Origin of the sequence: Brevibacillus sp. NPDC003359, from assembly GCF_042878995.1 — a bacterium.
Classification (GTDB): domain Bacteria; phylum Bacillota; class Bacilli; order Brevibacillales; family Brevibacillaceae; genus Brevibacillus.
Genome location: NZ_JBIAOR010000011.1, coordinates 77,700 through 97,825, shown reverse-complemented (window position 1 = coordinate 97,825; position 20,126 = coordinate 77,700). Strand labels below are relative to the sequence as shown.

Sequence of the window (20,126 nt, the reverse complement as noted above, 5' to 3'; positions counted from 1 at the left end):
TCCTAATTGGAAAAGGCGTTTTCTTATTTCCCTCTTACTCCACCGTAAGCAGCTTCTCCACAAATCCTCCAATTTCTCGTTCCCGATCAATAAAATGAACCTCCAAGATCCAATCACGCGGGTGTCCGTTATGATCCGGCTCACTCATTGGCTTGTGATTGTCAGGGTGAATATAGTTGACGATATCCTCCCCTTGAATTATTTCATGCGGGAATTCGCCGATGAGATGCCCTGCGTGCGGCCCTCCGAACTCCCAGCCGTATGCTTTGGCGCGCTCGCACATGTAGGCAAACAGCTCGCTGCTAGTTATATCCCGCTTGGACAAAAAGTAAGCCTTGCCCTCGTCCCACACTTTTTCAATATCGTCGCGCAGCTTTTGTTTTACCGGATCATTTCCAAGCACATACGTCCGCCCAAGATCGGCTTCCCAGTCCTCAAAAATTGGCCCGAAATCGAGAAAGACAATATCTTCGGGAGCGACAGTCAAATTCGTGGGTTTTCCCTGTACGGATACAGCGTGTTTCTTCCCGCTCGCACAATTCTCTTATGCCAATATTTTTTGATCCCGAACAATTGAAAGGCCAGCTCGTAAATCTCCTTGTTGATATCTTTTTCTGTCACATCACTGCGAATGATGCTCTTCTCTTCGATGGTGGCAAATAAAAACTCAGCTTTGGTCTCTGCTTCGCGCAGTGCCTGATGTCTCTTTTCCAATAATGGATTCATCATTTGATGGCCTCCTTTTCGGTTTACGGAAGAGCTAGCTCATACTTCTCGCCCAGCTCCCGCAATTTTGCGATAATGGACGGCTCCACCTGATCATCCATGGTGATTTTTTCTTTTGCTAGTGAAAGAAGCGGTTCATACTCGCCAATCAATACGGAATGATGCGCTTTTTCAAACAGTGGCAAATCATTCATATCATTGCCAAAGCAGATGAACGGCTCCCCTGCAACAACGAACTGATTCAGGGCAGCCCATTTGTTCACTCCCCGATAAGTGAGGTCGAGAATGCCTTCCGCCGAATGATAATGCAGCGTAACGTCGAGTTCCTTGATTCTCGCCATCAATTCTTCATAACGGTCACACGATAAAATCAGGATTTTCAGGACGGCATTCAATTGATCCACATCCACACGACTGGCTGACCGATTGGGATCGATTTGGCTCAAAAAAGGATGGGTCGACACACAATTATGTGCGTAATTCCACGAGTCATCGATAAAATACTGCGCCCGATAATCATCGAGAATGCTTATGATTTCATGTGCCAAACGATCCGGGATCGGCACGCAGCCCTGCAAGCTCCCTTCATGATGTGTCATCGCCCCATTCGCGCCAATGAGAAGATGATTGGCAAACCGCTCATCAAGGACAGGCAGCATGTCACGATATGGTCTTGCAGAGGCGAAACCTACAGTATGTCCCGCTTGCTCGAGTTCAAGTAGGCTATCCAAAATGTTCGTGGAGATCGGCTGACCCTTGAAACAGATCGTCCCGTCCAGATCAAAAATGAACTTCATTTTTTCCACCCTTTCTAATCGCTGTCCAGTCCATCGTAATGGATAGCCGTCCGAGGCCAAAGGGACAGATCGTTCAAGATGAGTGGGACAGAAAGCTGTGCTCTAATCGAACCAGGCGCTAGCCAACAAGCGAATCCCCTCCCGAATATCATCGGGGGTCAAAGCTCCGTACCCTAGCAATACCGTTGGATGCTCCCTTGTATCATGCAGCCAGTATCGGGCAGTTCCGTAGATTTTTACACCTTTTTGATAGGCACGCTCCATGAGTTCCGCTTCCGTACGCTGACTTTTCACGGTCAAAAATACATGCAGCCCCGTATCCTTCCCTTCTATTTCCACACATCCGTCCATGTAACGAGCTACTGCCTGAAGAAACACCTCTCGCTTTTCCACGTAGTTTTTTCGCATGTGCTGCAAGTGTCTGTGCCAATAACCATCGGACAAATACGCCGCTAAAGTCAGCTGGTCTAATCGGGAAACAGGCTGATCGTATTCAGGCATGCGCTGGTGAAAACGCGATAACAGCTCGTAAGGTAGGACGACGTAGCTGACGTTTACGAGCGGCAGCAATGCTTTGGAGAGCCTCCCAATGTAGACAACCTTTTGAGGAGACAGACTCTGGATCGAAGGGATGTAGCTCTCTTGATATTTGAACTCCCATTCGTAGTCATCCTCCACCAGATAAGAATGCAATAAGGATTGCGCCCACAGGGTCAATTGGTTTCTTTTTTCCAAAGGCATCGTCATTTTGTTGATGAATTGCTGTGAAGGGCTCACGTACATGACGCTCGCCCCGCTTTGCCTCAGCTCTTCTATGGATACCCCGTCTGCCTCCAAAGAAATGCCGTGTACACGGTAGCCACCGTTGAGAAACGTATTTCTCGCACCATCATAGCCCGGATTCTCCACGCCAATCACATGCTTCTCTCTGTCCAGCAGCTGGACGACAATCGACACCAACTGTTGCGGTGTGGCTCCAATAACGATCTGCTCCGGCGTGGCGAGGACTCCTCTCGTTTCATGCAGCAATTTCGAGAGTTCCTTTCGCAAGACGTACTCGCCTTGATCCAGCCCCTCCACCATATACGTGCGCTGATGGTAGGAAATGAGCTTGTTGCGCAGCTTATTCCACGGATGAAAAGGGAATGCCCCCAGTTCGATGTTGCCGTAGCGAAAGTCATAGCGAATCGGCGGTATACGAGAGTCTTCCAGTTCTGCTGCAGGCTGCCCGGAAGGAGGTCCTGCCGTGTACGTCACCTGATACCCTTTTTTCGGAATACTGCTGGCGTACCCTTCCGATACCAGTAGCTGATAGGCAGCTTCCACCGTGTTTTTGCTGACCGCAAGCGATTGGGCACAGCTTCTGATCGAGGGGAGAAATTCTTCGTACGTGATTTGGTTACGCAATATTTCGTCTTTTATAAAGTGATAGATTTGGATGAACAGTGGCTCTCCCTCTGTAAAACGAATGGCAGAAAGCTCTCGCAACGAACAGGCCCCCTTCCTTTTTGGCTTTAGTCTACCACATATTAGATGAAGCCTGATTGAACTAAGGTCAGCTATCCGCGAAAAGGCTCTGTCTCTTCGCCTTACCGAACTGAAAGTAGTAGAAGATCATAAGACACACGTGCATAAGGGCCATCATTAAATAAATATTGCTGTAAATGAAGCCGCTCGTATATGGATTCACCGGGTTCCAATTAGTTGTCGCGCCAAGATCGATAACCTTGCTGTATACCGCAGACGCGATCCCCATGGAAATGAAGCTCAGCATCGAAAACATTCCCATACCTACTCCCGCCTGCTCCTTCGTCAACGTCCTCGAGATCGAGTTCGCCATCGTAATTTGCATAAAAGACTGCCCCACATTACCTAGGATCAAAAAGAGCGCAATGCCTAAAAATGAGGTGCTTGTGAAAGTGGACAGCAAGCCAAAGCAGCAAATCAGTAAGCTAGAGGCAACGAAATACAGAAAAGCATTCCCCCGCCTGTCTGCGAGCTTTCCCCCCAAGCGTCCGAGCAATGCCGAAGCAATGGCCGCGGGAACCATCACAAAGCCGATCCAGCTCGTCGATAGCTGCTGCACCTGAGCCAAGAGCAACGGACTGAGATAATAAAGCGATATCCCCATTCCACTCAAGAGAAATGCCATAAGAATTCCGACTGTATACTCCTTGTTGGCAAAAACCTTCGGCTGAACAAACGGATCAGCTACCGAACGAATCCGTACGACAAACAGGAGCAAAGTAACCAAACTGCCCAATGCAGACCACCACGATCCATTCGTTACCCCCAAGAGCATTGACGTCACGCTGATCGCAAGCAAAGAGCCACCCACCCAATCAAACTTCCCACCAGACGCTTTCTCCTCGTCCTCCAAATATTTGCGGTAGAACGGCAGCGTAAGCAAGATCAGAAGCGGTATAGAAAACAGCCAGCGCCAATGGGCAAAGCTGACGACTAACGCCGCGACCACAGGGCCGAGTGCGCCGCCAAGAGCCAATCCTACTGCCGTTCTTCCTAAAACAGAACCCCTGCGCTTAGGCGGGAAGTATCGCAAAGGAATGAGCATCGCGGTAGCTGGAATGACAGCCGCCCCTACTGCCTGCAAGCATCTTCCGAAGAGGGCCATCGCAAAGGAATCGGAGACCAAACCGAAAAACGAACCAGCCGTAAACACTACGAGTCCAAACGTCAACAAATTCTTGAGCTTGTAACGATCCGCCAGCTTGCCATACGTCACGGTTCCGATTGCGTATAACAATCCATATGCGGTCGATAGCCAGCTCACCTGCGCTATGCTCAAACCAAATTCCTTGCTAATTTCGGGGAGTGCAATGTTAAACACCAAAGCACTCATGGAGGAAATGACCAATGTAAACATCAAGACCCGGATTAATATTTCCCTGTTTTGCTGCGTTTTTGTCGCTTCCATGCCGCATCTTCCCCTTCACTTTGTTAGTTACTTATTGACTGTCAGTACTGACTGACATTCGAGTGATAAAAAAACTAGGGAGTCAAACCCCTAGCAAAAACCTCTATACTCTCTTCGATAAATGCATCCAGCGATACCCCTGAAAAATTGCTTGTGCCATCCAGATCGTTCAAAAACGCCCCGAAATTCATTACCATGAAAGCAGTCGCCTGAGCCTCAGGGTTCGTCTGGATCAGCTTGCCTTTATTGCCCATCTCTTTGAAGTAATCCGTAAACAGTGCCATTAACTGACGGGGGTGCTTTTGAGTCCGCTCGCGGAATCCGGGCAAATGAGCCTCATCCTTTATGCTAATCAAAATCATTTTCCGATTGCGGTTCATCATTTCGTGATATGTTCGGCTGATCAATAGCAAATCCTCGCGCAAATTCCACACAAGCTTCTCCGCGAAAAGCTTTGTCAATCCTTCCGTGTAATGAAAACGGTCAAAGGCGCACTCAAGCAAATTCCGCTTGCTGCCGAAGTGACGAAACAACGTCTTCTCGCTCAATCCTGCCGCAGTGGCAATTTCTTGCGTGGTTACGCCGTTGTAGCCCCTTTCCGCGATGAGATCGATTGCGGCTATCATCAGTTTTTCGCTGCTTGTAAGACTTTTGCTGCTGCTCATTGCGACCCTCATTCCCGAAAACGATTGTCAGTACTGACTGACATTTATCATAAATGGATTGCCAAAAAGTGTCAAGGGCTCACATTACAAAAGGGCTCTCCTCCGACCGATGCAGTCGAAAGGAAAGCCCCTCGCTCTTTTCCTTGATTAAAACGCTCTTGAATATTGCTTCGGTGGCTGGAGTTCATCCGCCGACAGCTCATGAATCGCATGCAGTGCCCAATAAGGATCACGCAGCATGCCTCGTCCGACTGCTACCAGATCCGTATCGCCATTGCCAATCGCCGCTTCCGCTACCCTCGGATCATCGAGGTTGCCGACTGCAATAACTGGTACATCCAATGCCTGCTTAATCGCGCGTGCCAATGGTACCTGATAGCCAGGATGAATACCCGGACGGCCTCCTGAACCAATCGGTCCTTCCCCGCCACTGGAAAGATGGAAAATGTCTACGCCTGCTTCCTTGTAACGGCGGCACAGCTCTGTGCTGTAATCCAGCCCATATCCGCCATCCACGTACTCCACGGCAGATACGCGCATAATCAACGGCATGTCGGCTGGAATCACCTGTTTAATCGCCTGAATAATTTCCACACCAAACAGCGCTTTATCCCGCCCGTACTCATCGTCTCGCTGATTCGTCAGAGGGGAGTGGAACTGGTGAATCAAGTATCCGTGCGCACCGTGGATTTCAATGGTATCCACGCCAGCTTCCACCGCACGTCTTGCTGCGTCCTGGAACTTGACGACCATTTGCTTGACCTCTTCCGTCGTCAACGCCCGTGGCGTTTTGTAGCGTGCCCCTGGGAAAGCAATCGCGGACGCAGATACAGGCACTTCGGCGTCTTCCGCTTTGCGGCCCGCATGAGCAATCTGTATGCCAATCTTGGCCCCATACTTATGAACCTCGGAGACAATCCGTGCATACGCCGGAATCTGTTCGTCAGACCACAAGCTCAAATCGCCGTTGGAAATTCTGCCATCAGGCTCGACATCGGTCATTTCTACGATGATCAGACCTGTTCCGCCTACTGCGCGAGAAACATAATGAACGAAATGCCAGTCCGTTGGTGTTCCATCGTGTGCATCCACAGAGTATTGGCACATTGGTGGCATGACAATCCGATTTTTCAAGCTAAGTCCTTTGAACTGAAACGGTGTAGACAACAACGCCATTTGCTCCACTCCTCGACTCTTACTTTTTTTTATTATCATGCCAAAAGTAAGCATCTTCTGCAATCCCAATTTGCACTTTGTGAAAACGATATAATACTTTGTCCGGCTGTTGTGGTGGGGAGGAAACAGGAGAAAACGCTCAGCTTCTTGTCCCACCCGCTGAGGGATTCACTGCCCGCCTCCATGAAAAAAAGCGAAACCCGCGTCCAAAGTGGTCCATTCAGGAGGCGTCTCAGAAGTGGCCGCTAAAAGCTTGTTTCTCTTTTTTTCATTGCGTCTCGGTCGGTGTACCAAAGATCTTCGCTTATTTCTCCTGTTTCCTCTACGAGCTTTCCGTGTTAATCATTTTAAAAACCTTAAATGAATGTAGAATTTCATCAGTAACGCCAGAGAAGAATATTTCCAGACGTAGCGACTTGTGGAGTCCTACCGAGCGGAGAAGGGATTTGCGGGCAACAGAAACGCAACGTGCCCACGCGACGAAGCGGCTACCACTTTTGCGTTTCCCCGCGAATCCCTTCGGAGCGGGCAGTCTAATCCCCCAGTGGGACGGAGCCTGGAGCCTAGACTGGAAATATTCTTCTCCCCACCGCAGCCACATTTATAAACACGAAAAAAAGCTACCCGCATAACGGATAGCTTTCATGATAAACGTCTCGATTATTCTGGCATCGTGCCGATATAATTGGATTGCGGGCGAATAATGCGGTTTTTGCCTGCCTGCTCCAGTACATGCGCACTCCAACCGACCACACGGCTCACGGCAAATGTCGGTGTAAACAAATTGTCGTCCAAGCCCACCGCGCGCATGACAGCTGCGGCAAAAAACTCTACGTTTGTATTCAGTTTGCGGCCTGGTTTGTACTCTTCCAGCAGCTGCAAGCCAACTTTTTCTACGTGTGTCGCCAGATCGAACCACGGATCGTTGGACGACAGCTCGGATGCGACGACGCGCAGAGCAGTTGCACGCGGATCAATCGTTTTATAGACACGGTGTCCGAAGCCCATCAAGCGTCCGCCGCTCTCCAGCTTATTGCGCAGCCACGGCTCAGCATTTTCCTTCGTGCCGATAGCCTCGATCATTTCCGTCACTTCAGATGGAGCACCGCCGTGCAAAGGACCTTTCAGGCTTCCGATTGCCGCCGTAATCGAAGAAATCAGATCGGATTCGGTCGAGCTGACGACACGACCGGAGAATGTGGATGCATTCATGCCATGCTCCTGCGTCAAAATCAGGTACGCATCCAGTGCGCGAACATGTGCCGCTTTCGGCTTTTCGCCCTTGAGCATATATAGATAGTTCGCTGTATGATCCAGCTCCGGATTCGGTGCCAATGGCTCGCGGCCCTCCAGACAAGCGAAGCGATAGGCAACGATTGTCGGCATCTTGGCTGCCAGCGAAATCACTTCATCAATAGTCGGCGGGAAGCCGTGCGAGGAACTGCCCAGTGCGGAAACACCTGTACGCAGTACACTCATCATATCTACATCTGCCGGGATCAGCTTCAGGATTCCCTTTACGTGCTCCGGTAGCTCACGGTTTGCTTTGAGCTTATCTTTTAAACCAGTCAACTCCTGCTCGCTTGGCAAATGTCCGAACCAGAGCAGGTGTGCCACTTCCTCAAATGTGTGGTGAATAGCCAAATCACGCGCCCAATGACCGCGGTACACCAGCAGTCCATTAATCCCATCCACCAAACTAAGGTCTGTTTCTGCTACGGCGATACCATCCAAGCCGATAGCCAAAGGATGTTGTTTTGTCATCATCACCACTCCATTTTCGTCTCTTTTCTCTCCAGTATATCGATTCATAATCGTGAAGGGAAATAGAAGAAAACCGGAGTTTTGATCACGTTTTACAATCAGTTAGCAGGAGCTGGAACTATCTTCTTTTTACGTCCGTACGTCAGAAAACGCCACAGCTTTTCCATCGGTCCTCGGTTAAAACGCTTCAGCCATAGCCAGCTTGCGAGTAATTGAAACGCATAGATCGGCAGCGCGAGCAAAAACCAAGAAGAGAGTGGCATTGCCGTAATACCGAACAAAGGAATCAGGATGGTCATGATGACTGTCTGCCCCAAATAAGTCGTTAACCCCATTTGTCCTGTGTAGGCAAATGGCTGGAGAACCTTCCGTACCAGCTCACGATCCAGCAATAGAAACAAGCTGGCTATCAAACACAGCGCCATAGGCAGCGTACTCAGATCAACCAATATTTTGTTCACTTGTTCAAGCTTTGGACCAAAGCCGACACCGCTCGCCCAAACAATGCCTGCTGCGATTGGAAGACTGATTGTTAAGGTAGTAGCAGCGATTTTTTTCAATAACGGCTTGTGTTCGCGAATTTGAGCAATCAAACCGCGTTTTCCCGCATACAAACCAAACAGGAACATCACGAAAATTGGTATCATTGTCGACTGAAATGATGCGATAAACGGATAGACCTCTTGATTATTGAGCGTCTGCACGAGCGCCACGCCTTGAGTGAGCATGTACACTCCTCCCAGACTGGCCGCCCATGCTAGAATCGTAGAAGGCTTTCTTCGATAAAAAGGCATAAGTAAAAAGCCGAGCAGTGCATACACCGTCAAAATATCTCCAAACCAAAGAATGACGTGAATCACACCAATGAAAAACATCGCGAGCAACCGTCTGCTGAAGAGACGAAATACTTTTTGTCCACGCTGTTCAGCCCGTGACATGAAAATGTAAAAACCCAAGCCAAATAGAAATGAAAAAATCCCGAAAAATTTCGTCTGAATGAATAAATCATAGCTCAAGCGAAGCCATGCATCGATCCCTGCCTCTATTGGCATACGAACATCTTCCGAATACATGATAAAGCCCGGCAAGTTCACCAGCAAAATCCCGAACAAAGCCAATCCCCTTACAATATCTATAGAATAAATCCGATCCTTCTGTGCGATTGGTTCGGCCTGCATATTCGTCATTCCCCCCTGCTGTCATCTAGCAGGGATCAGTATAGGTTACATATACTGGTCAAAACTATCGATTCACCTTACATCTATCTTACAGGCTTGTTATCTTTTATGTCCGTCCACCCGACAGAACAAGCGGCATCGGTGGATACAACGATTGCAATATCTCCATAAAATGCTGTGCTGGCTCGCTAATCCCTGCTTTGGGTACCAGCAAATAAGAAGCGACCTTCGGCAAAACAAGGCCAGGTGTGGGCAGTTCAATAAAGCGGTTTTCAAATAAATCCCGATCGATAGCCGTCCGAGGCAAAAAGGAAACGCCCAATCCATCCTCGATGAATCGCTTCGTAATGTCTACCTGCGAAACAGCCATCGTGCGCAAGGAAAGCCCTCTCTGACGCAAAAGCAACAGCAACTCATCCCAGTAGCCCGGGTGATTGTGGGTCAGCAAACGGTTCGATTGCACCTCTTGCTCCCAATCAGGCAAAGGCGCTTCCATATCTCCGCCGCTGTGAGGAACTGCAAAAACAATAGGATCTTCGTACAAAAGATACGTAGACAACTGGAATTCTCCCGGCACCATCCGGGTTAAGCCCAGATCAGCCTGTCCATTTTGAACCAGCGGGCCGATTTCCACGGAGTCGACAATTTTTATCGAGATATCTACATCGGGATAGAGCTTGGTGTAACGGTGCAGCAAATGGGAAAAACGAGCACGGGCAATAATCGGTGAAACAGCCAGTTGAAACTTTTCCCGATAGCCCTGTCTCCAAGCCTGCAAGTCCTCCATACTGTTATGCCACTGTTCGAGAAGCCCTTTTGCATGTGGCAAGTAGCGTTTGCCCGCAGCCGTTAACCGAACGCGTTTGCCAACCCGTTCAAACAGCTTGATCCCCAATTCCTTTTCCAATTGTCGTATATGCTGGCTGACAGTAGGCTGCGCAATGAACAACGCTTCTGCTGTCTGGTGAAAATTTTCTGTCGTGGCCGCCACCACAAACGTTTGCAGCACGCGAAAATCCACGTGATCTCCCCCCTGCTGTCGCATTTTCTTTGTTCTATATGCATACAAAAGAAGGAAGAATGCAACCATTTGGGTCTTTCTTCCTCTTTTTTGAAGAATTTTACTGGAAATCGTTCCCCTTCATCCTCCTTATGGTACAATACAAAATCGAGTGCGCAAAATCATTACGCACATCGTACTCACCAAAGAGAGAGAGCAAAAAGGGGAGAGAAAAGATGGAAACTGCAACAAACGTGAACCCACCGCGCAAAAGTAAGAAAAAAGTATGGTTGATCGCGGGGGCAGCGGCTGTCGTTGTGTTGGGTGGATTAGGTACCGCCTATGCCAAGTACGATTTGTTTAAGAGCGCAAAAACGATTTACCTGCAAGCGGAAGCGGAGAGCATGATGAAGTTTTCAAGCGACGTATCCAAAGCTTACGGGGAATACCAAGACTACATGAAGCCATACCTGGAAAAACCAGTTCACTCCACTACTGAGGTGAGTGAAATTGCCCTAGATGCAACCATCCCAGACCCAGAAGCGCAAAAAATTGTCGACATGCTGGGCAAAGCGAAGCTCGTGATGCAAAGCAACATCGATGAACAGAAGAATCAGCAATCAGGGAACCTGGAAGTTCACCTTCAAGATAAAAAACTGGCTACTCTTGAGTACTTCATGAATGATTCCGTGATGGGCTTTAAGCTGCCAGAGTTTTACTCGAAATACGCTTATATGGACCTGAAAGATCGTGATGCACTTAAGGAAAAGATGGGCGGCGAGGAACTGCCGAAGCGCTTCGTAAGCTATAGCGATTTGTATGAAGCGATCAATTTTAACCAAGATGAACTCAAAACGGTCATGACTCCGTATGCCATGCTGTATGCTGACAGCATCAAAGACAGCCAGGTAAGCATCAAGAAAAACGTTTCTTTCTCTGAAGAAGGTCTCAAAGAAGATGCGCGTGAGATCACGATTACTTTTAACGACGCAGAAGGTGCAGCTCTGACGAAGCAAATTGCAGAGAAGGCAAAAGCTGACCAAAAGCTGTTTGACCTGATCTACAGCCGCTACCACAATGTGGCTACACTGATGCTCGACAGCGGCTACAAAGTAGAAGAAATCAGCAAAGAAGAATTCAAGAAAAATTACGAGCAAGCCTTCGATGACATCATCAAGGATACAAAAGATGCAGACGCCAAATCAACAGATCAATTGAGAATGGTCGTGCTCGTAAATAGCGATCATCAAATCTTGTCCCGCAAACTCTTGGTCGATGACAAAGAGAAAAAAGATCAATTGGTCTACAGCAGCGCTTCTTACGATAAAGGCGCAGAAACGTACTACCGTTACTCCCTGCACAACCTGTCTGATCAGCAAAGTGGCGAAATGTCCTTCACCTACAGAGCGACAGAAGAAAAAGACAAGACAAAGGGCAAGTTCAGCATCCTGGCGAAAGAGACCGACCAGCCAGTTCTGGACCTCGCGACTACTTTCGAGACAACCAAGCAAGACAAGACAAAAACCGGAAAGTATGACTTTGCACTCGTAGTGGCAGACGAATATTCCTCCAACCCTGTTGCTCTGACTGGTAATGTTACCGTGAACGAGACGAAGACGGACAATGGTGTAGATTCTGACGGCACGGTAAAAGTGAACTTCTCGAACCCTACTCCAGATATGCCAAAAGGCTTTAGCTTCAAGCTGAAGTCCAAAGCAGAATTCGGCAAAGCACTGGAAATTCCAGCTATGTCTGCTGACAACTCCATCAATTTCGCTACTGTGACTGACCAACAAATGATGGAAGCCCAACAAGAAGTCATGCAAAACGCAGATAAATTTATGACTGAAAACGCTGAGCTCGTGCAACAGTTCATGATGCCTTAGTTGTTTCGTGATAAGAAGAATCTGCTTATAATCGTTACTAGCAAGCTGGCATCGGTCCTAAACCGGTGTCAGCTTTTTTTGTTCTAATGAAAAAGGACCTCCTGAAGGGAGGTCCTTTCTCAATATCCATTCTTCTTACTGATAACCTTTGATCAAGATATACACAATTGCTACATAAAACACGATTCGATCCACAGTTCGATACATTGACTTGGAGACCCGAATGCCGAGCCATCCCACTCGCAACGGCCATAATAACTGAATGCGTCCCACCAGCATATCACTAAGCAAATGGGACAAAATCCCCCACAGCGCTGCCATTGCAGCCGGAGAATCACCGAATAGCAGAAATGGAAGGAACAATATTACCCATGAGTGTGTCACTGTACGATGACCGAATCCTTTTTGCAGCATTTTGGATACAGGTCCCATCAAGTTTCCGAGCTTGCTATTTGCTTGATCGATATCAGGTACGAGTGCCATCGTCGCGCCAATGACGCTTCCCTTCCATGAAGGATAGGCGCAGTAGCCTGCAATGGCACCAAGTGCCATATGTGTTTTCCAATTCATTCGCCTTTCACACCGTCTTTCTAGGATAGTCTAATGAGCTTATGTACGGTTGGTGGAATGGCAAACCAATACCATCATACATACGGATGCTACGTCTCCAACAAGGACATAAAGCTTTCCGGATCGAGTCCATCTCCTTCGATCACGATTGCCGTCATTCCGGTTTCACTGCCTGATTCATGCCCTTCTCCTATGATCCAGAATGCCGCCTGACCACTCTGGATCGGGATACGCTCTGTACCTTCGCCACGTACCCAGCCTTCTCCACTCACGACAAGGAAGAGTTGAGGACAAGCTGCCGGATGATAGCCAACAATCCCGCCTGCCTCCAAATGGATACACCCAATCGAAACTGAATCAGGTGTGCGCAAGACACGAGAAATCGTCGCATGGACGGAATTATAGCGATCAATTGTTTTGCCTACTTGCTGATCAAATCGGAATCGTTTCATACTTTCCTCTCCTCCTTTTGACATGTAAGCCTTATCATAGCGCAACTAGAGGCGCTGTGACAGACTCATCTTCCACGATTACTACCAAAACCAAATATTCCCTAGTCGGATTCCTTCGCACCGTGACGTTTAGAATCCGACCTTCTACTTCTCGGGATTTTGCGAATCTCACCCAGCCAAGCTTTGGCAGCTTGATTTGGTTACCGTCGATTCGGATGTTTGCATTCGTATGCTTCGTCGTATAAGACTGGACTTTATTCTTCTTGCTTTTGAACCGCGGTGCTTCATTTTGTTTTTTAAAAAATCAGGTGAATGCATCTGCGAGGTTTTGGAGGGAGGATTGAATGACGGTGCTATCTACTTCTTTGAGCCAGGGCCCAATGTTTTCGAGATGAGTACGGTTTGTTCCTGATTAGGGGAAATTCGAAAATGGAACGCTTTTTTACGGAGCATGGCGATTCATCTCCCCACAGGAAGAGTTTATCACAATAAGAACGTATGTTCTACAAAAATATTGAGAAATTTAAAGCCAGGATGATTTTTGTTTTGATGTGCAAACAAAAAACCGCCAGACAACATCCTGACGGTCCAAACCCCCTACATTAAACACCAAGTCTCTCGGCGAGTTTATCTTCTGTCGAGTAGTCGATTCCTTGCCAAACGTTTTCGGGAGGATGATCGAGCTCCCATGCAAGTGTGCGACGCATGGACTCCTCTGCGGCAGTTTGTTCTGTATACCCCAGCTCTCTCCTGATTTTTGCCGTATCCAACTGAACATGCTGCTTCGTTTCGATCTGCGGGACCCACTCATTTGGCAACTCAGCAGAAGGCGCTGTAATCACTTTGCCATTCCAACCGTAAACGCTGCCGATTCGTTCAATCCACTCTCGCATCGACAAGCATTGCTCTTCTGCTACGTGGTAAATCTGATTCTTTGCCCGATCGTCGGTGGCAACCAGGCAGATGGCATGCGCGATGTCTTCTACGTAGCCGCGTGCCCAACGCCAAGAAGCAAAGCCTTCTTCGATCAAAATAAACGGACTTCCGTCACGCATCTGCTGAAGGTACGGATAGACGCGATGCTGGTAATCATGTGGGCCATACACCATCGGCAAGCGTAAAATCGTGCCCGGCAGACTCTGCTTCCCCATCACGACTTGCTCCACGAGTACCTTGTCATAATATTCGCGATCTGATCTGTGCCCGCGGAACGGATAGCGCTTCTCGCAAAGCGTCGACTGCTCCGTAAGCGGCTCCGTCGTTATTGGACCCGACTCGATCTTGTTCACCCGTCCAAAAGCCTGATATACGTCACAGCTGCTGATCGCTACAACACGACCTGCTATATCCTGAAACGTTTCCATCAGCAGATGGGCATCTGCTTCTGTGTACGGAAACAGATCAACAACGACATCAGGTGCAAAGGAACGAAAAGCCTCCCGGTATTCATCCAGGCGGGAACGATCTCCCGTAATCGAGACGACACCTTGTGGAAGAGAGGCAGCACCGGGGGTAATCCCCCTATTGAATACCGCAACCTCATGACCTGAATCTACCAAACGCTTCACTGCATGTGGACCGATAAAACGCGTTCCCCCTAATAACAGGATCTTCACCCCGGGCACCCCCAGCTCTACAATTTTTCGATTACTTTATCAATCAAGCCGTATTCGAGCGCTTCTGCGGCAGTAAGGAAATAGTCGCGGTCTGCGTCTTTTTCGATTTGCTCGACTGTCTTTCCTGTACGCTCCGAGATGATCGTATACAGCATGTTGCGATGTCGCATAATACGGTCTGCTGCAATCTTGATATCGCTCGCCTGTCCTTGACTCCCTCCCCATGGCTGGTGGAGCATGACTTCTGCGTTCGGCAGGGCAAAGCGTTTGCCCGGCGCTCCTGCAACGAGAAGCATCGCACCCATGGACGCTGCCATCCCCGTGCAGATCGTGGACACCTCAGGTGCTACGAATTTCATGGTATCGATAATCGCCATTCCTGCCGTAACCGAGCCGCCAGGCGAATTGATATAAAGATGTATGTCTTTCTTCGGGTCTTCAGCTGCCAGAAACAGCAGCTGGGCGACGACTGCATTGGCTACCTGATCATCAATGGCACTACCGAGAAAAATGATGCGATCCTTCAACAATCGGGAGTAAATGTCATAGGACCTCTCTCCATAACTCGTTTGCTCGACTACTACCGGAATGAGATTCATGAAAAACCCTCCTTCGCTTGTTTGCGCTCGATTTTTTACGCGGCCATACGCATGCTGGTTGCTTGCGGTAACGCCACGGACTTTTTGTGAAATCCAGAAGAAACCTGCGTCACCACTGCCGGATTGTTAGCCGGGCCAACTGACCATGTCTGAACAGCTGCCTCTCTTTCGACAGCAACACCATTTCCATTTCGGGCTGGCATGGCGATGATCTGATCGGTTTCGGGCTTGACTCGACTTTCCCAGATGATTACGGGTTTGGACTTGTTTGACTCCGCAGCTTGTGCCTTCATGCCTCGTCTCCTCCTTGTTTTGGATAAACCGCGAGAACGACCTGATACGTTTCTTTTCCCTTTTCTTTTGGCTGATACTTCGCCACAAGCTGATTCACCAGTTGGACGTACTCCTCTACAAAAGCACTGCGCTGTTCCGCACTGGCAAGTTGAATACTCGCATTCAGCGTGGCACTCGGAACCTCCACCTCTTGATCAGAGCGCTCCAGCAAGAGCATGGCATCCCGCTTGATTCGTTCTGCTGTCTGGACCAGATGAGACAGCGACCCTTGATCCTTCATTTGCTGAACCGTATCGTTGGCCCAGTTCAGTCCTTCCGAGAGCACATACGTCCGCGCAATCGCCAAATAAAGCACCTCGACGAGATTGCGCACCTGTCGACTTCCTACCCGCCTGACCAATCCGACCTTTTCCAAGGCCTTCAAGTGATAATTGACACGCTGCGGGATTTCATTGATACCACGTGCGACTTCTGCTGCCGAAGCAGGCTCTGCCAAACGACTTAATATCTCGGCACGGAGCGGGTTCAATAGCGCCATCGCCTGTTCCGGCTTCTCGACTACATATGTTTCCAATTGTTCGTACGCCACAACAACACCTCATGACATTAATCATTTACGTAAAAATAGTTTATTACGTGAGTTTTTGTTTGTCAAATGATGGATGAGCCTTTTTTTCGACAACGAGAAAAGCCCCGCTATGACCTGCGGAGCTTTTCTCGTCATTCCATTTGTATTCTGTTTACTCACTGAAAAGAGATGATTTCGCCATCCTGCGGAACATGTACGCGACCGGACAGCTGTGTTTCCTGCAAAAATTCATTCAATTCCTGACGGCTGAGCAAGCAATGATTCCACGTCTCCATGTGAGCAACGAGGATACGGCTGTCTGGAGCAGCATCTGCGACATGCGCAATATCTGCCTTCGTCATCGTGATCGGATCTCCGGTCAAAAACTGCGCCGCACCTGCGAAAACGACGACCGCACCCGGATGATACGCCGAAATGGCCTGCTCGACCTCTTCACACCATATCGTATCTCCCGCCACATATAGCGTTGGCTCACCAGCCCGCTCCAAGACGAAGCCAGATACTGGCCCCATCTGCTGTCCAATTTCGCCTGTTCCGTGTTGACCACTCGTCCGATGCAAGTGTATCCCTTGCCATTCATACTCTTCTTCGATGGCGAATACTTGTTCAAAGCCATGCTGCACCAGCTTTTCCACATCAGATGGCTGGCAAAATACAGGCAAATGTTTCGGGAGAAGACGTATGGCCGCTTCATCCAGATGATCGAAATGGGTATGCGTCACCAAGAGAGCGTCCACGCCAACAAGTACCTCCTCCACAGATATAGGCAATTCTACGCCTGGATTCGGACGCTGATTCGGCGTATTGGGTACTGCTGGCATTTCGCCCTTGGAGCTAAACATCGGATCGACCAAAAATGTCAGCCCTGCATATTCCACACGCAAGGTAGCATGTCGTACAAGCTGAATCTGCATGTCATTTCTTCCTTTCCTCGTTATCGTTATAATGGATGTACGTTTATTGTATAAGGCCGCGAACGGTCGCCGCGAAACGATTGCTGGCTACCCACTTTCGCCGTGAAAGGAGATACGCATGCTAGACCAAATCGATCTCTCCATCCTTGCCTTGCTGCGCAAAAACAGCCGATTGCAGTGGAAGGACATCGGCGAACAGGTCCATCTAAGCGGTCAAGCCGTCGGCAACCGCATTAGACGAATGGAGGAGCAAGGCATTATTCAAGGCTACACAACGCTCATTGATGAAGCCAAAATCGCCCCATTCCTCACTGCTCTGGTCACCATGTTCATGACCACTACCGATCATTCTCTCTTCACTCGTTTTATCAAAAGTCGAAGCGAGATCGTAGAAGCGCACCGCATCAGCGGAGAAGGCTGCTATACCATGGTGATACATGTTCCAGATCAAGAGGCCCTCAATCACTTTTTAGATGCCCTGCTTCCTTTTGGGAACTACCGTGTCAATCTATCGATCAACAAATTGAAATAGTTGGCATTTTGGCAATGTATCCGCTCTCATGATTTTTCGGGGTTGCTCGATATTGTGAACAAGAGTAGAATGAGGAATACGAAAGGAGGAGAATCGCCATGGAAGATATGCTATTGCTGCTGCTTTCGCTGGAGGATTTCTTCGCCTTGGTCGCGCTTTTTGTAGGATGCTTCACTTCTGTTTTTTGTCTCAGACAGTGCTACCTGCAAAACCGGGCTCTTCATCAGAACGTCACGGATACGTACCGACCTTCCATTAACACGTTGTTGGTCGAGACTTATCCAATGGCGGCAAGGCAACCGCAGCGCCTTCGCTTATTCAGGCGCATACAGCATACAGACGGCGAAATGGATACATATGGTTCCTTCGTTTTGGATCGCGTAGCGTAACAAACATCCAAAAGGAGGTTGATCATATGATCGCCAAATATATCGGAGAAGTTTTGTTGTTTGCTGTAGGTCTGCCTATTTTCGCTTATCAAACATTCGAAGGAATGCACGCATTGGCAGATATCTTCGCACAAATGTCCGATTTTACCAATTTCAAATAAGTTTGACGCATATAAAAGCCTGGCCGCTTCTTTTGATGGTCAGGCTTTTTTTAATCTGCTTAGATGCGGTCTCCTCTTGTTGTCGGCTGCGAAATCACGAGAAATTCCACATCCTCTGCTCCCTCGTTTTTCATCTGGTGTTTGACTCCCGGAGGAACTTCTACTCCTTCTTGCCTGTTGATCACATGTCGGACGCCATCCACTTCTAGCATAGCCTGTCCTGACAGTACGAAGAAAAACTGACGCGACCGCTCGTGATAATGGCGCGCTTCTGCTGTATTTCCGGGCATCCGCTCATGAATGACGCTGAGCTCCTGGCCTTTGACCAGATGCCAGCCATCGCATTGATCGCCCCACATGTAATGCTCTGCATTCGCTTTGCTAATATTCGCCATACCTGCTCCGCCTCCGGTTTTTGCTCTATCTTCACACGCTGAGGAACATTTGTCACCAAGTGTTTACTTTTTCTGCCCAGTATGTTAAAATATTTTTGTATTATAAGTGAATATTTGATTCGTTACTGGAGGAGCCTGTCATCATAGGGTTCTTTTTGTCTTTTTTTAGCCGACAAAAAGAAAGCTGTGATTGCGGGCTCTTTTTTATTTCGCAAAAAGGGGGAAACCACATGCTTATTTTTCAACTGGCTGTCATTTTGATCGCCTCCAAAATTGCTGGTGACATCAGCGTGCGGCTGGGACAACCATCCGTTTTGGGGAAACTGCTCATCGGTATCGTGTTAGGTCCTACCGTTCTCGGGCTGGTCACGGACACAGAAATCCTCAAGGAAATTAGCCAAATCGGGGTTATCCTGCTCATGTTTATCGCGGGCTTGGAGACCGATATTGATGAGTTCAAACGCACCGCCAAGTCTTCAACCAGCGTAGGTATCGCCGGGATTGTCATACCACTTGCACTCGGCTATGGTGCCGGGATTGCGATTGGCCTCTCCAACATCGAAGCGATCTTCCTGGGACTGCTGCTCTCTGCTACCAGTGTAAGTATTTCCGTACAAACGTTGAAGGAATTGGGCAAGCTAAAATCAAGAGAAGGCGCAACGATCATGGGAGCCGCTGTTATTGATGACGTTTTGGTCATCCTGGCACTCGCTTTCTTGATGAGCTTCGCTGGCGGCGATGTGAATCTCGGCATGGTGGTTTTGAAAAAGGTCGCGTTTTTCGCCATCGTCATCGTTCTTTCCTGGAAGGTTGTCCCATGGATTTTGAAAAAATTCGCTCCGTTGCAGGTCACAGAATCGGTCATTTCCGCAGCGCTCATTATCTGTTTCATGTTCGCATATTTTGCTGAATATACAGGGGTTGCTGCCATCATCGGTTCCTACATCGCCGGTGTTGCCATCAGCTTGACCAATTACAGGCAAGAAGTAACACACAAGGTCGAAACCATCAGCTATGCGGTTTTCGTGCCAGTGTTCTTCACCTCGATCGGGGTAACGGCACAGTTTGCTGGCATCTGGGACAATCTAGGTCTGATTGTGCTCTTGAGCGTCCTCGCAATCATTTCCAAGCTCATCGGTGGTGCATTCGGTGCAAAAATCACGGGCTTCCCGTGGATAAACTCGATGGCCATTGGTGCAGCGATGGTATCACGTGGCGAAGTCGCCCTCATTATCGCCGCCATTGGCTTGGAGAACAATTTGCTCACACAAGACATGTTTGCCGTCCTGATTGTCGTCGTACTCTTAACAACCATCGTCACGCCACCAATGATGAAATGGTTCTTCTCGAAAACGGCACAGCCAGAAGAAATGGCATTGAAAAAGAACGCCTAACACATCCAAGACTGTTGCTCGCCATAGATGCGGGGGACAGTCTTTTTTATTATGATGAAGAAAACAGCCCTCTTTTCTGATAGGAGGAACACCT

General features: G+C 48.7%; 21 protein-coding genes and 2 pseudogenes. 5 read left to right on the top strand and 18 right to left on the bottom strand.

Features of this window, described 5'->3' with window-relative positions; genetic code table 11:
• Positions 1–34: 34 nt before the first annotated feature.
• The 9 genes and pseudogenes from ACFYU8_RS22490 to ACFYU8_RS22450 all read right to left on the bottom strand — a co-directional run bounded on the left by ACFYU8_RS22490 (position 35) and on the right by ACFYU8_RS22450 (position 10,262).
• Positions 35–729: pseudogene (locus tag ACFYU8_RS22490) on the bottom strand (M24 family metallopeptidase).
• A 20-nt stretch (positions 730–749) separates the two neighbouring features.
• Positions 750–1,523, bottom strand: a complete 774-nt coding sequence (locus ACFYU8_RS22485) for an HAD-IIB family hydrolase (RefSeq protein ID WP_390303972.1) — start codon at positions 1,521–1,523, stop codon at positions 750–752.
• 102 nt (positions 1,524–1,625) lie between these two features.
• Positions 1,626–3,011, bottom strand: coding sequence for a MocR-like pyridoxine biosynthesis transcription factor PdxR (gene pdxR, locus ACFYU8_RS22480; protein ID WP_390303970.1), 1,386 nt, complete (start codon positions 3,009–3,011; stop codon positions 1,626–1,628).
• Between the two features lie 67 nt (positions 3,012–3,078).
• Entirely contained in the window at positions 3,079–4,458 is a 1,380-nt protein-coding gene (locus ACFYU8_RS22475; protein WP_390303968.1) for an MFS transporter, read from the bottom strand.
• 74 nt (positions 4,459–4,532) lie between these two features.
• Positions 4,533–5,123, bottom strand: a complete 591-nt coding sequence (locus tag ACFYU8_RS22470) for a TetR/AcrR family transcriptional regulator (protein WP_390303966.1) — start codon at positions 5,121–5,123, stop codon at positions 4,533–4,535.
• 147 nt (positions 5,124–5,270) lie between these two features.
• Positions 5,271–6,299: an NADH:flavin oxidoreductase/NADH oxidase gene (locus tag ACFYU8_RS22465; protein WP_390303964.1), complete on the bottom strand. Its 1,029-nt coding sequence runs from the start codon at positions 6,297–6,299 to the stop codon at positions 5,271–5,273.
• Between the two features lie 660 nt (positions 6,300–6,959).
• Positions 6,960–8,063 carry a citrate/2-methylcitrate synthase gene (locus tag ACFYU8_RS22460; protein WP_390304152.1) on the bottom strand — a complete coding sequence of 368 codons (1,104 nt, stop codon included), beginning with the start codon at positions 8,061–8,063 and terminating at the stop codon, positions 6,960–6,962.
• A gap of 98 nt (positions 8,064–8,161) precedes the next feature.
• On the bottom strand, positions 8,162–9,250 hold the full coding sequence (locus ACFYU8_RS22455) for a DUF418 domain-containing protein (RefSeq protein WP_390303963.1): 1,089 nt from the start codon (positions 9,248–9,250) through the stop codon (positions 8,162–8,164).
• A 97-nt stretch (positions 9,251–9,347) separates the two neighbouring features.
• Positions 9,348–10,262, bottom strand: coding sequence for a LysR family transcriptional regulator (locus ACFYU8_RS22450; RefSeq protein ID WP_390303961.1), 915 nt, complete (start codon positions 10,260–10,262; stop codon positions 9,348–9,350).
• A 215-nt stretch (positions 10,263–10,477) separates the two neighbouring features.
• Between ACFYU8_RS22450 and ACFYU8_RS22445 the strand changes: the two genes are divergently transcribed.
• A complete protein-coding gene (locus ACFYU8_RS22445) occupies positions 10,478–12,127 on the top strand; it encodes a hypothetical protein (protein ID WP_390303959.1) in 1,650 nt (549 codons plus the stop codon).
• Between the two features lie 135 nt (positions 12,128–12,262).
• Here the strand turns inward: ACFYU8_RS22445 and ACFYU8_RS22440 are convergent, their stop codons facing one another.
• The 8 genes and pseudogenes from ACFYU8_RS22440 to ACFYU8_RS22405 form a co-directional block, all read right to left on the bottom strand.
• Positions 12,263–12,697: a metal-dependent hydrolase gene (locus ACFYU8_RS22440; protein WP_390303957.1), complete on the bottom strand. Its 435-nt coding sequence runs from the start codon at positions 12,695–12,697 to the stop codon at positions 12,263–12,265.
• A gap of 89 nt (positions 12,698–12,786) precedes the next feature.
• Entirely contained in the window at positions 12,787–13,149 is a 363-nt protein-coding gene (locus ACFYU8_RS22435) for a cupin (protein WP_390303955.1), read from the bottom strand.
• Between the two features lie 76 nt (positions 13,150–13,225).
• A pseudogene (locus ACFYU8_RS22430) lies at positions 13,226–13,602 on the bottom strand (helix-turn-helix domain-containing protein); the annotation flags it as partial.
• Between the two features lie 149 nt (positions 13,603–13,751).
• Positions 13,752–14,765: an NAD-dependent epimerase/dehydratase family protein gene (locus ACFYU8_RS22425; RefSeq protein WP_390303953.1), complete on the bottom strand. Its 1,014-nt coding sequence runs from the start codon at positions 14,763–14,765 to the stop codon at positions 13,752–13,754.
• A gap of 17 nt (positions 14,766–14,782) precedes the next feature.
• Positions 14,783–15,364 (bottom strand): ATP-dependent Clp endopeptidase proteolytic subunit ClpP, encoded by a 582-nt coding sequence (clpP, locus tag ACFYU8_RS22420; protein WP_390303951.1) that lies wholly within the window; start codon positions 15,362–15,364, stop codon positions 14,783–14,785.
• A gap of 35 nt (positions 15,365–15,399) precedes the next feature.
• Entirely contained in the window at positions 15,400–15,657 is a 258-nt protein-coding gene (locus tag ACFYU8_RS22415; RefSeq protein ID WP_390303949.1) for a hypothetical protein, read from the bottom strand.
• Positions 15,654–16,247 (bottom strand): winged helix-turn-helix domain-containing protein, encoded by a 594-nt coding sequence (locus ACFYU8_RS22410; RefSeq protein WP_390303947.1) that lies wholly within the window; start codon positions 16,245–16,247, stop codon positions 15,654–15,656. Before ACFYU8_RS22410 ends, ACFYU8_RS22415 begins: the two co-directional genes overlap by 4 nt.
• Positions 16,248–16,402: 155 nt before the next feature.
• On the bottom strand, positions 16,403–17,161 hold the full coding sequence (locus ACFYU8_RS22405; RefSeq protein ID WP_390303945.1) for an MBL fold metallo-hydrolase: 759 nt from the start codon (positions 17,159–17,161) through the stop codon (positions 16,403–16,405).
• A gap of 118 nt (positions 17,162–17,279) precedes the next feature.
• On the opposite strand from ACFYU8_RS22405, the gene ACFYU8_RS22400 reads away from it, so the two are divergent.
• The 3 genes from ACFYU8_RS22400 to ACFYU8_RS22390 all read left to right on the top strand — a co-directional run bounded on the left by ACFYU8_RS22400 (position 17,280) and on the right by ACFYU8_RS22390 (position 18,243).
• Positions 17,280–17,693, top strand: a complete 414-nt coding sequence (locus ACFYU8_RS22400) for an Lrp/AsnC family transcriptional regulator (RefSeq protein ID WP_390303943.1) — start codon at positions 17,280–17,282, stop codon at positions 17,691–17,693.
• 98 nt (positions 17,694–17,791) lie between these two features.
• The gene (locus ACFYU8_RS22395) at positions 17,792–18,082 is read left to right on the top strand and encodes a hypothetical protein (protein ID WP_390303941.1); all 291 of its coding nucleotides are present in this window, start codon (positions 17,792–17,794) and stop codon (positions 18,080–18,082) included.
• Positions 18,083–18,108: 26 nt separating this feature from the next.
• Complete coding sequence (locus ACFYU8_RS22390) at positions 18,109–18,243, top strand: hypothetical protein (RefSeq protein ID WP_390303940.1); 135 nt, start codon at positions 18,109–18,111, stop codon at positions 18,241–18,243.
• Positions 18,244–18,302: 59 nt separating this feature from the next.
• Here the strand turns inward: ACFYU8_RS22390 and ACFYU8_RS22385 are convergent, their stop codons facing one another.
• Positions 18,303–18,638 carry a cupin domain-containing protein gene (locus ACFYU8_RS22385; protein ID WP_390303938.1) on the bottom strand — a complete coding sequence of 112 codons (336 nt, stop codon included), beginning with the start codon at positions 18,636–18,638 and terminating at the stop codon, positions 18,303–18,305.
• Positions 18,639–18,868: 230 nt separating this feature from the next.
• Between ACFYU8_RS22385 and ACFYU8_RS22380 the strand changes: the two genes are divergently transcribed.
• The gene (locus tag ACFYU8_RS22380) at positions 18,869–20,032 is read left to right on the top strand and encodes a cation:proton antiporter (protein ID WP_390303937.1); all 1,164 of its coding nucleotides are present in this window, start codon (positions 18,869–18,871) and stop codon (positions 20,030–20,032) included.
• Positions 20,033–20,126: the final 94 nt, after the last annotated feature.

Bases quoted from the DNA above. Each gene is read 5' to 3' on its own strand.
- clpP (WP_390303951.1), bottom strand. From the start codon at position 15,364: ATGAATCTCATTCCGGTAGTAGTCGAGCAAACGAGTTATGGAGAGAGG.
- ACFYU8_RS22405 (WP_390303945.1), bottom strand. From the start codon at position 17,161: ATGCAGATTCAGCTTGTACGACATGCTACCTTGCGTGTGGAATATGCA.
- ACFYU8_RS22395 (WP_390303941.1), top strand. From the start codon at position 17,792: ATGGAAGATATGCTATTGCTGCTGCTTTCGCTGGAGGATTTCTTCGCC.
- ACFYU8_RS22470 (WP_390303966.1), bottom strand. From the start codon at position 5,123: ATGAGCAGCAGCAAAAGTCTTACAAGCAGCGAAAAACTGATGATAGCC.
- ACFYU8_RS22475 (WP_390303968.1), bottom strand. From the start codon at position 4,458: ATGGAAGCGACAAAAACGCAGCAAAACAGGGAAATATTAATCCGGGTC.
- ACFYU8_RS22485 (WP_390303972.1), bottom strand. From the start codon at position 1,523: ATGAAGTTCATTTTTGATCTGGACGGGACGATCTGTTTCAAGGGTCAG.
- ACFYU8_RS22390 (WP_390303940.1), top strand. From the start codon at position 18,109: ATGATCGCCAAATATATCGGAGAAGTTTTGTTGTTTGCTGTAGGTCTG.
- ACFYU8_RS22460 (WP_390304152.1), bottom strand. From the start codon at position 8,063: ATGACAAAACAACATCCTTTGGCTATCGGCTTGGATGGTATCGCCGTA.
- ACFYU8_RS22415 (WP_390303949.1), bottom strand. From the start codon at position 15,657: ATGAAGGCACAAGCTGCGGAGTCAAACAAGTCCAAACCCGTAATCATC.
- ACFYU8_RS22400 (WP_390303943.1), top strand. From the start codon at position 17,280: ATGCTAGACCAAATCGATCTCTCCATCCTTGCCTTGCTGCGCAAAAAC.
- ACFYU8_RS22380 (WP_390303937.1), top strand. From the start codon at position 18,869: ATGCTTATTTTTCAACTGGCTGTCATTTTGATCGCCTCCAAAATTGCT.
- ACFYU8_RS22465 (WP_390303964.1), bottom strand. From the start codon at position 6,299: ATGGCGTTGTTGTCTACACCGTTTCAGTTCAAAGGACTTAGCTTGAAA.
- ACFYU8_RS22455 (WP_390303963.1), bottom strand. From the start codon at position 9,250: ATGACGAATATGCAGGCCGAACCAATCGCACAGAAGGATCGGATTTAT.
- ACFYU8_RS22445 (WP_390303959.1), top strand. From the start codon at position 10,478: ATGGAAACTGCAACAAACGTGAACCCACCGCGCAAAAGTAAGAAAAAA.
- ACFYU8_RS22435 (WP_390303955.1), bottom strand. From the start codon at position 13,149: ATGAAACGATTCCGATTTGATCAGCAAGTAGGCAAAACAATTGATCGC.
- ACFYU8_RS22440 (WP_390303957.1), bottom strand. From the start codon at position 12,697: ATGAATTGGAAAACACATATGGCACTTGGTGCCATTGCAGGCTACTGC.
- ACFYU8_RS22385 (WP_390303938.1), bottom strand. From the start codon at position 18,638: ATGGCGAATATTAGCAAAGCGAATGCAGAGCATTACATGTGGGGCGAT.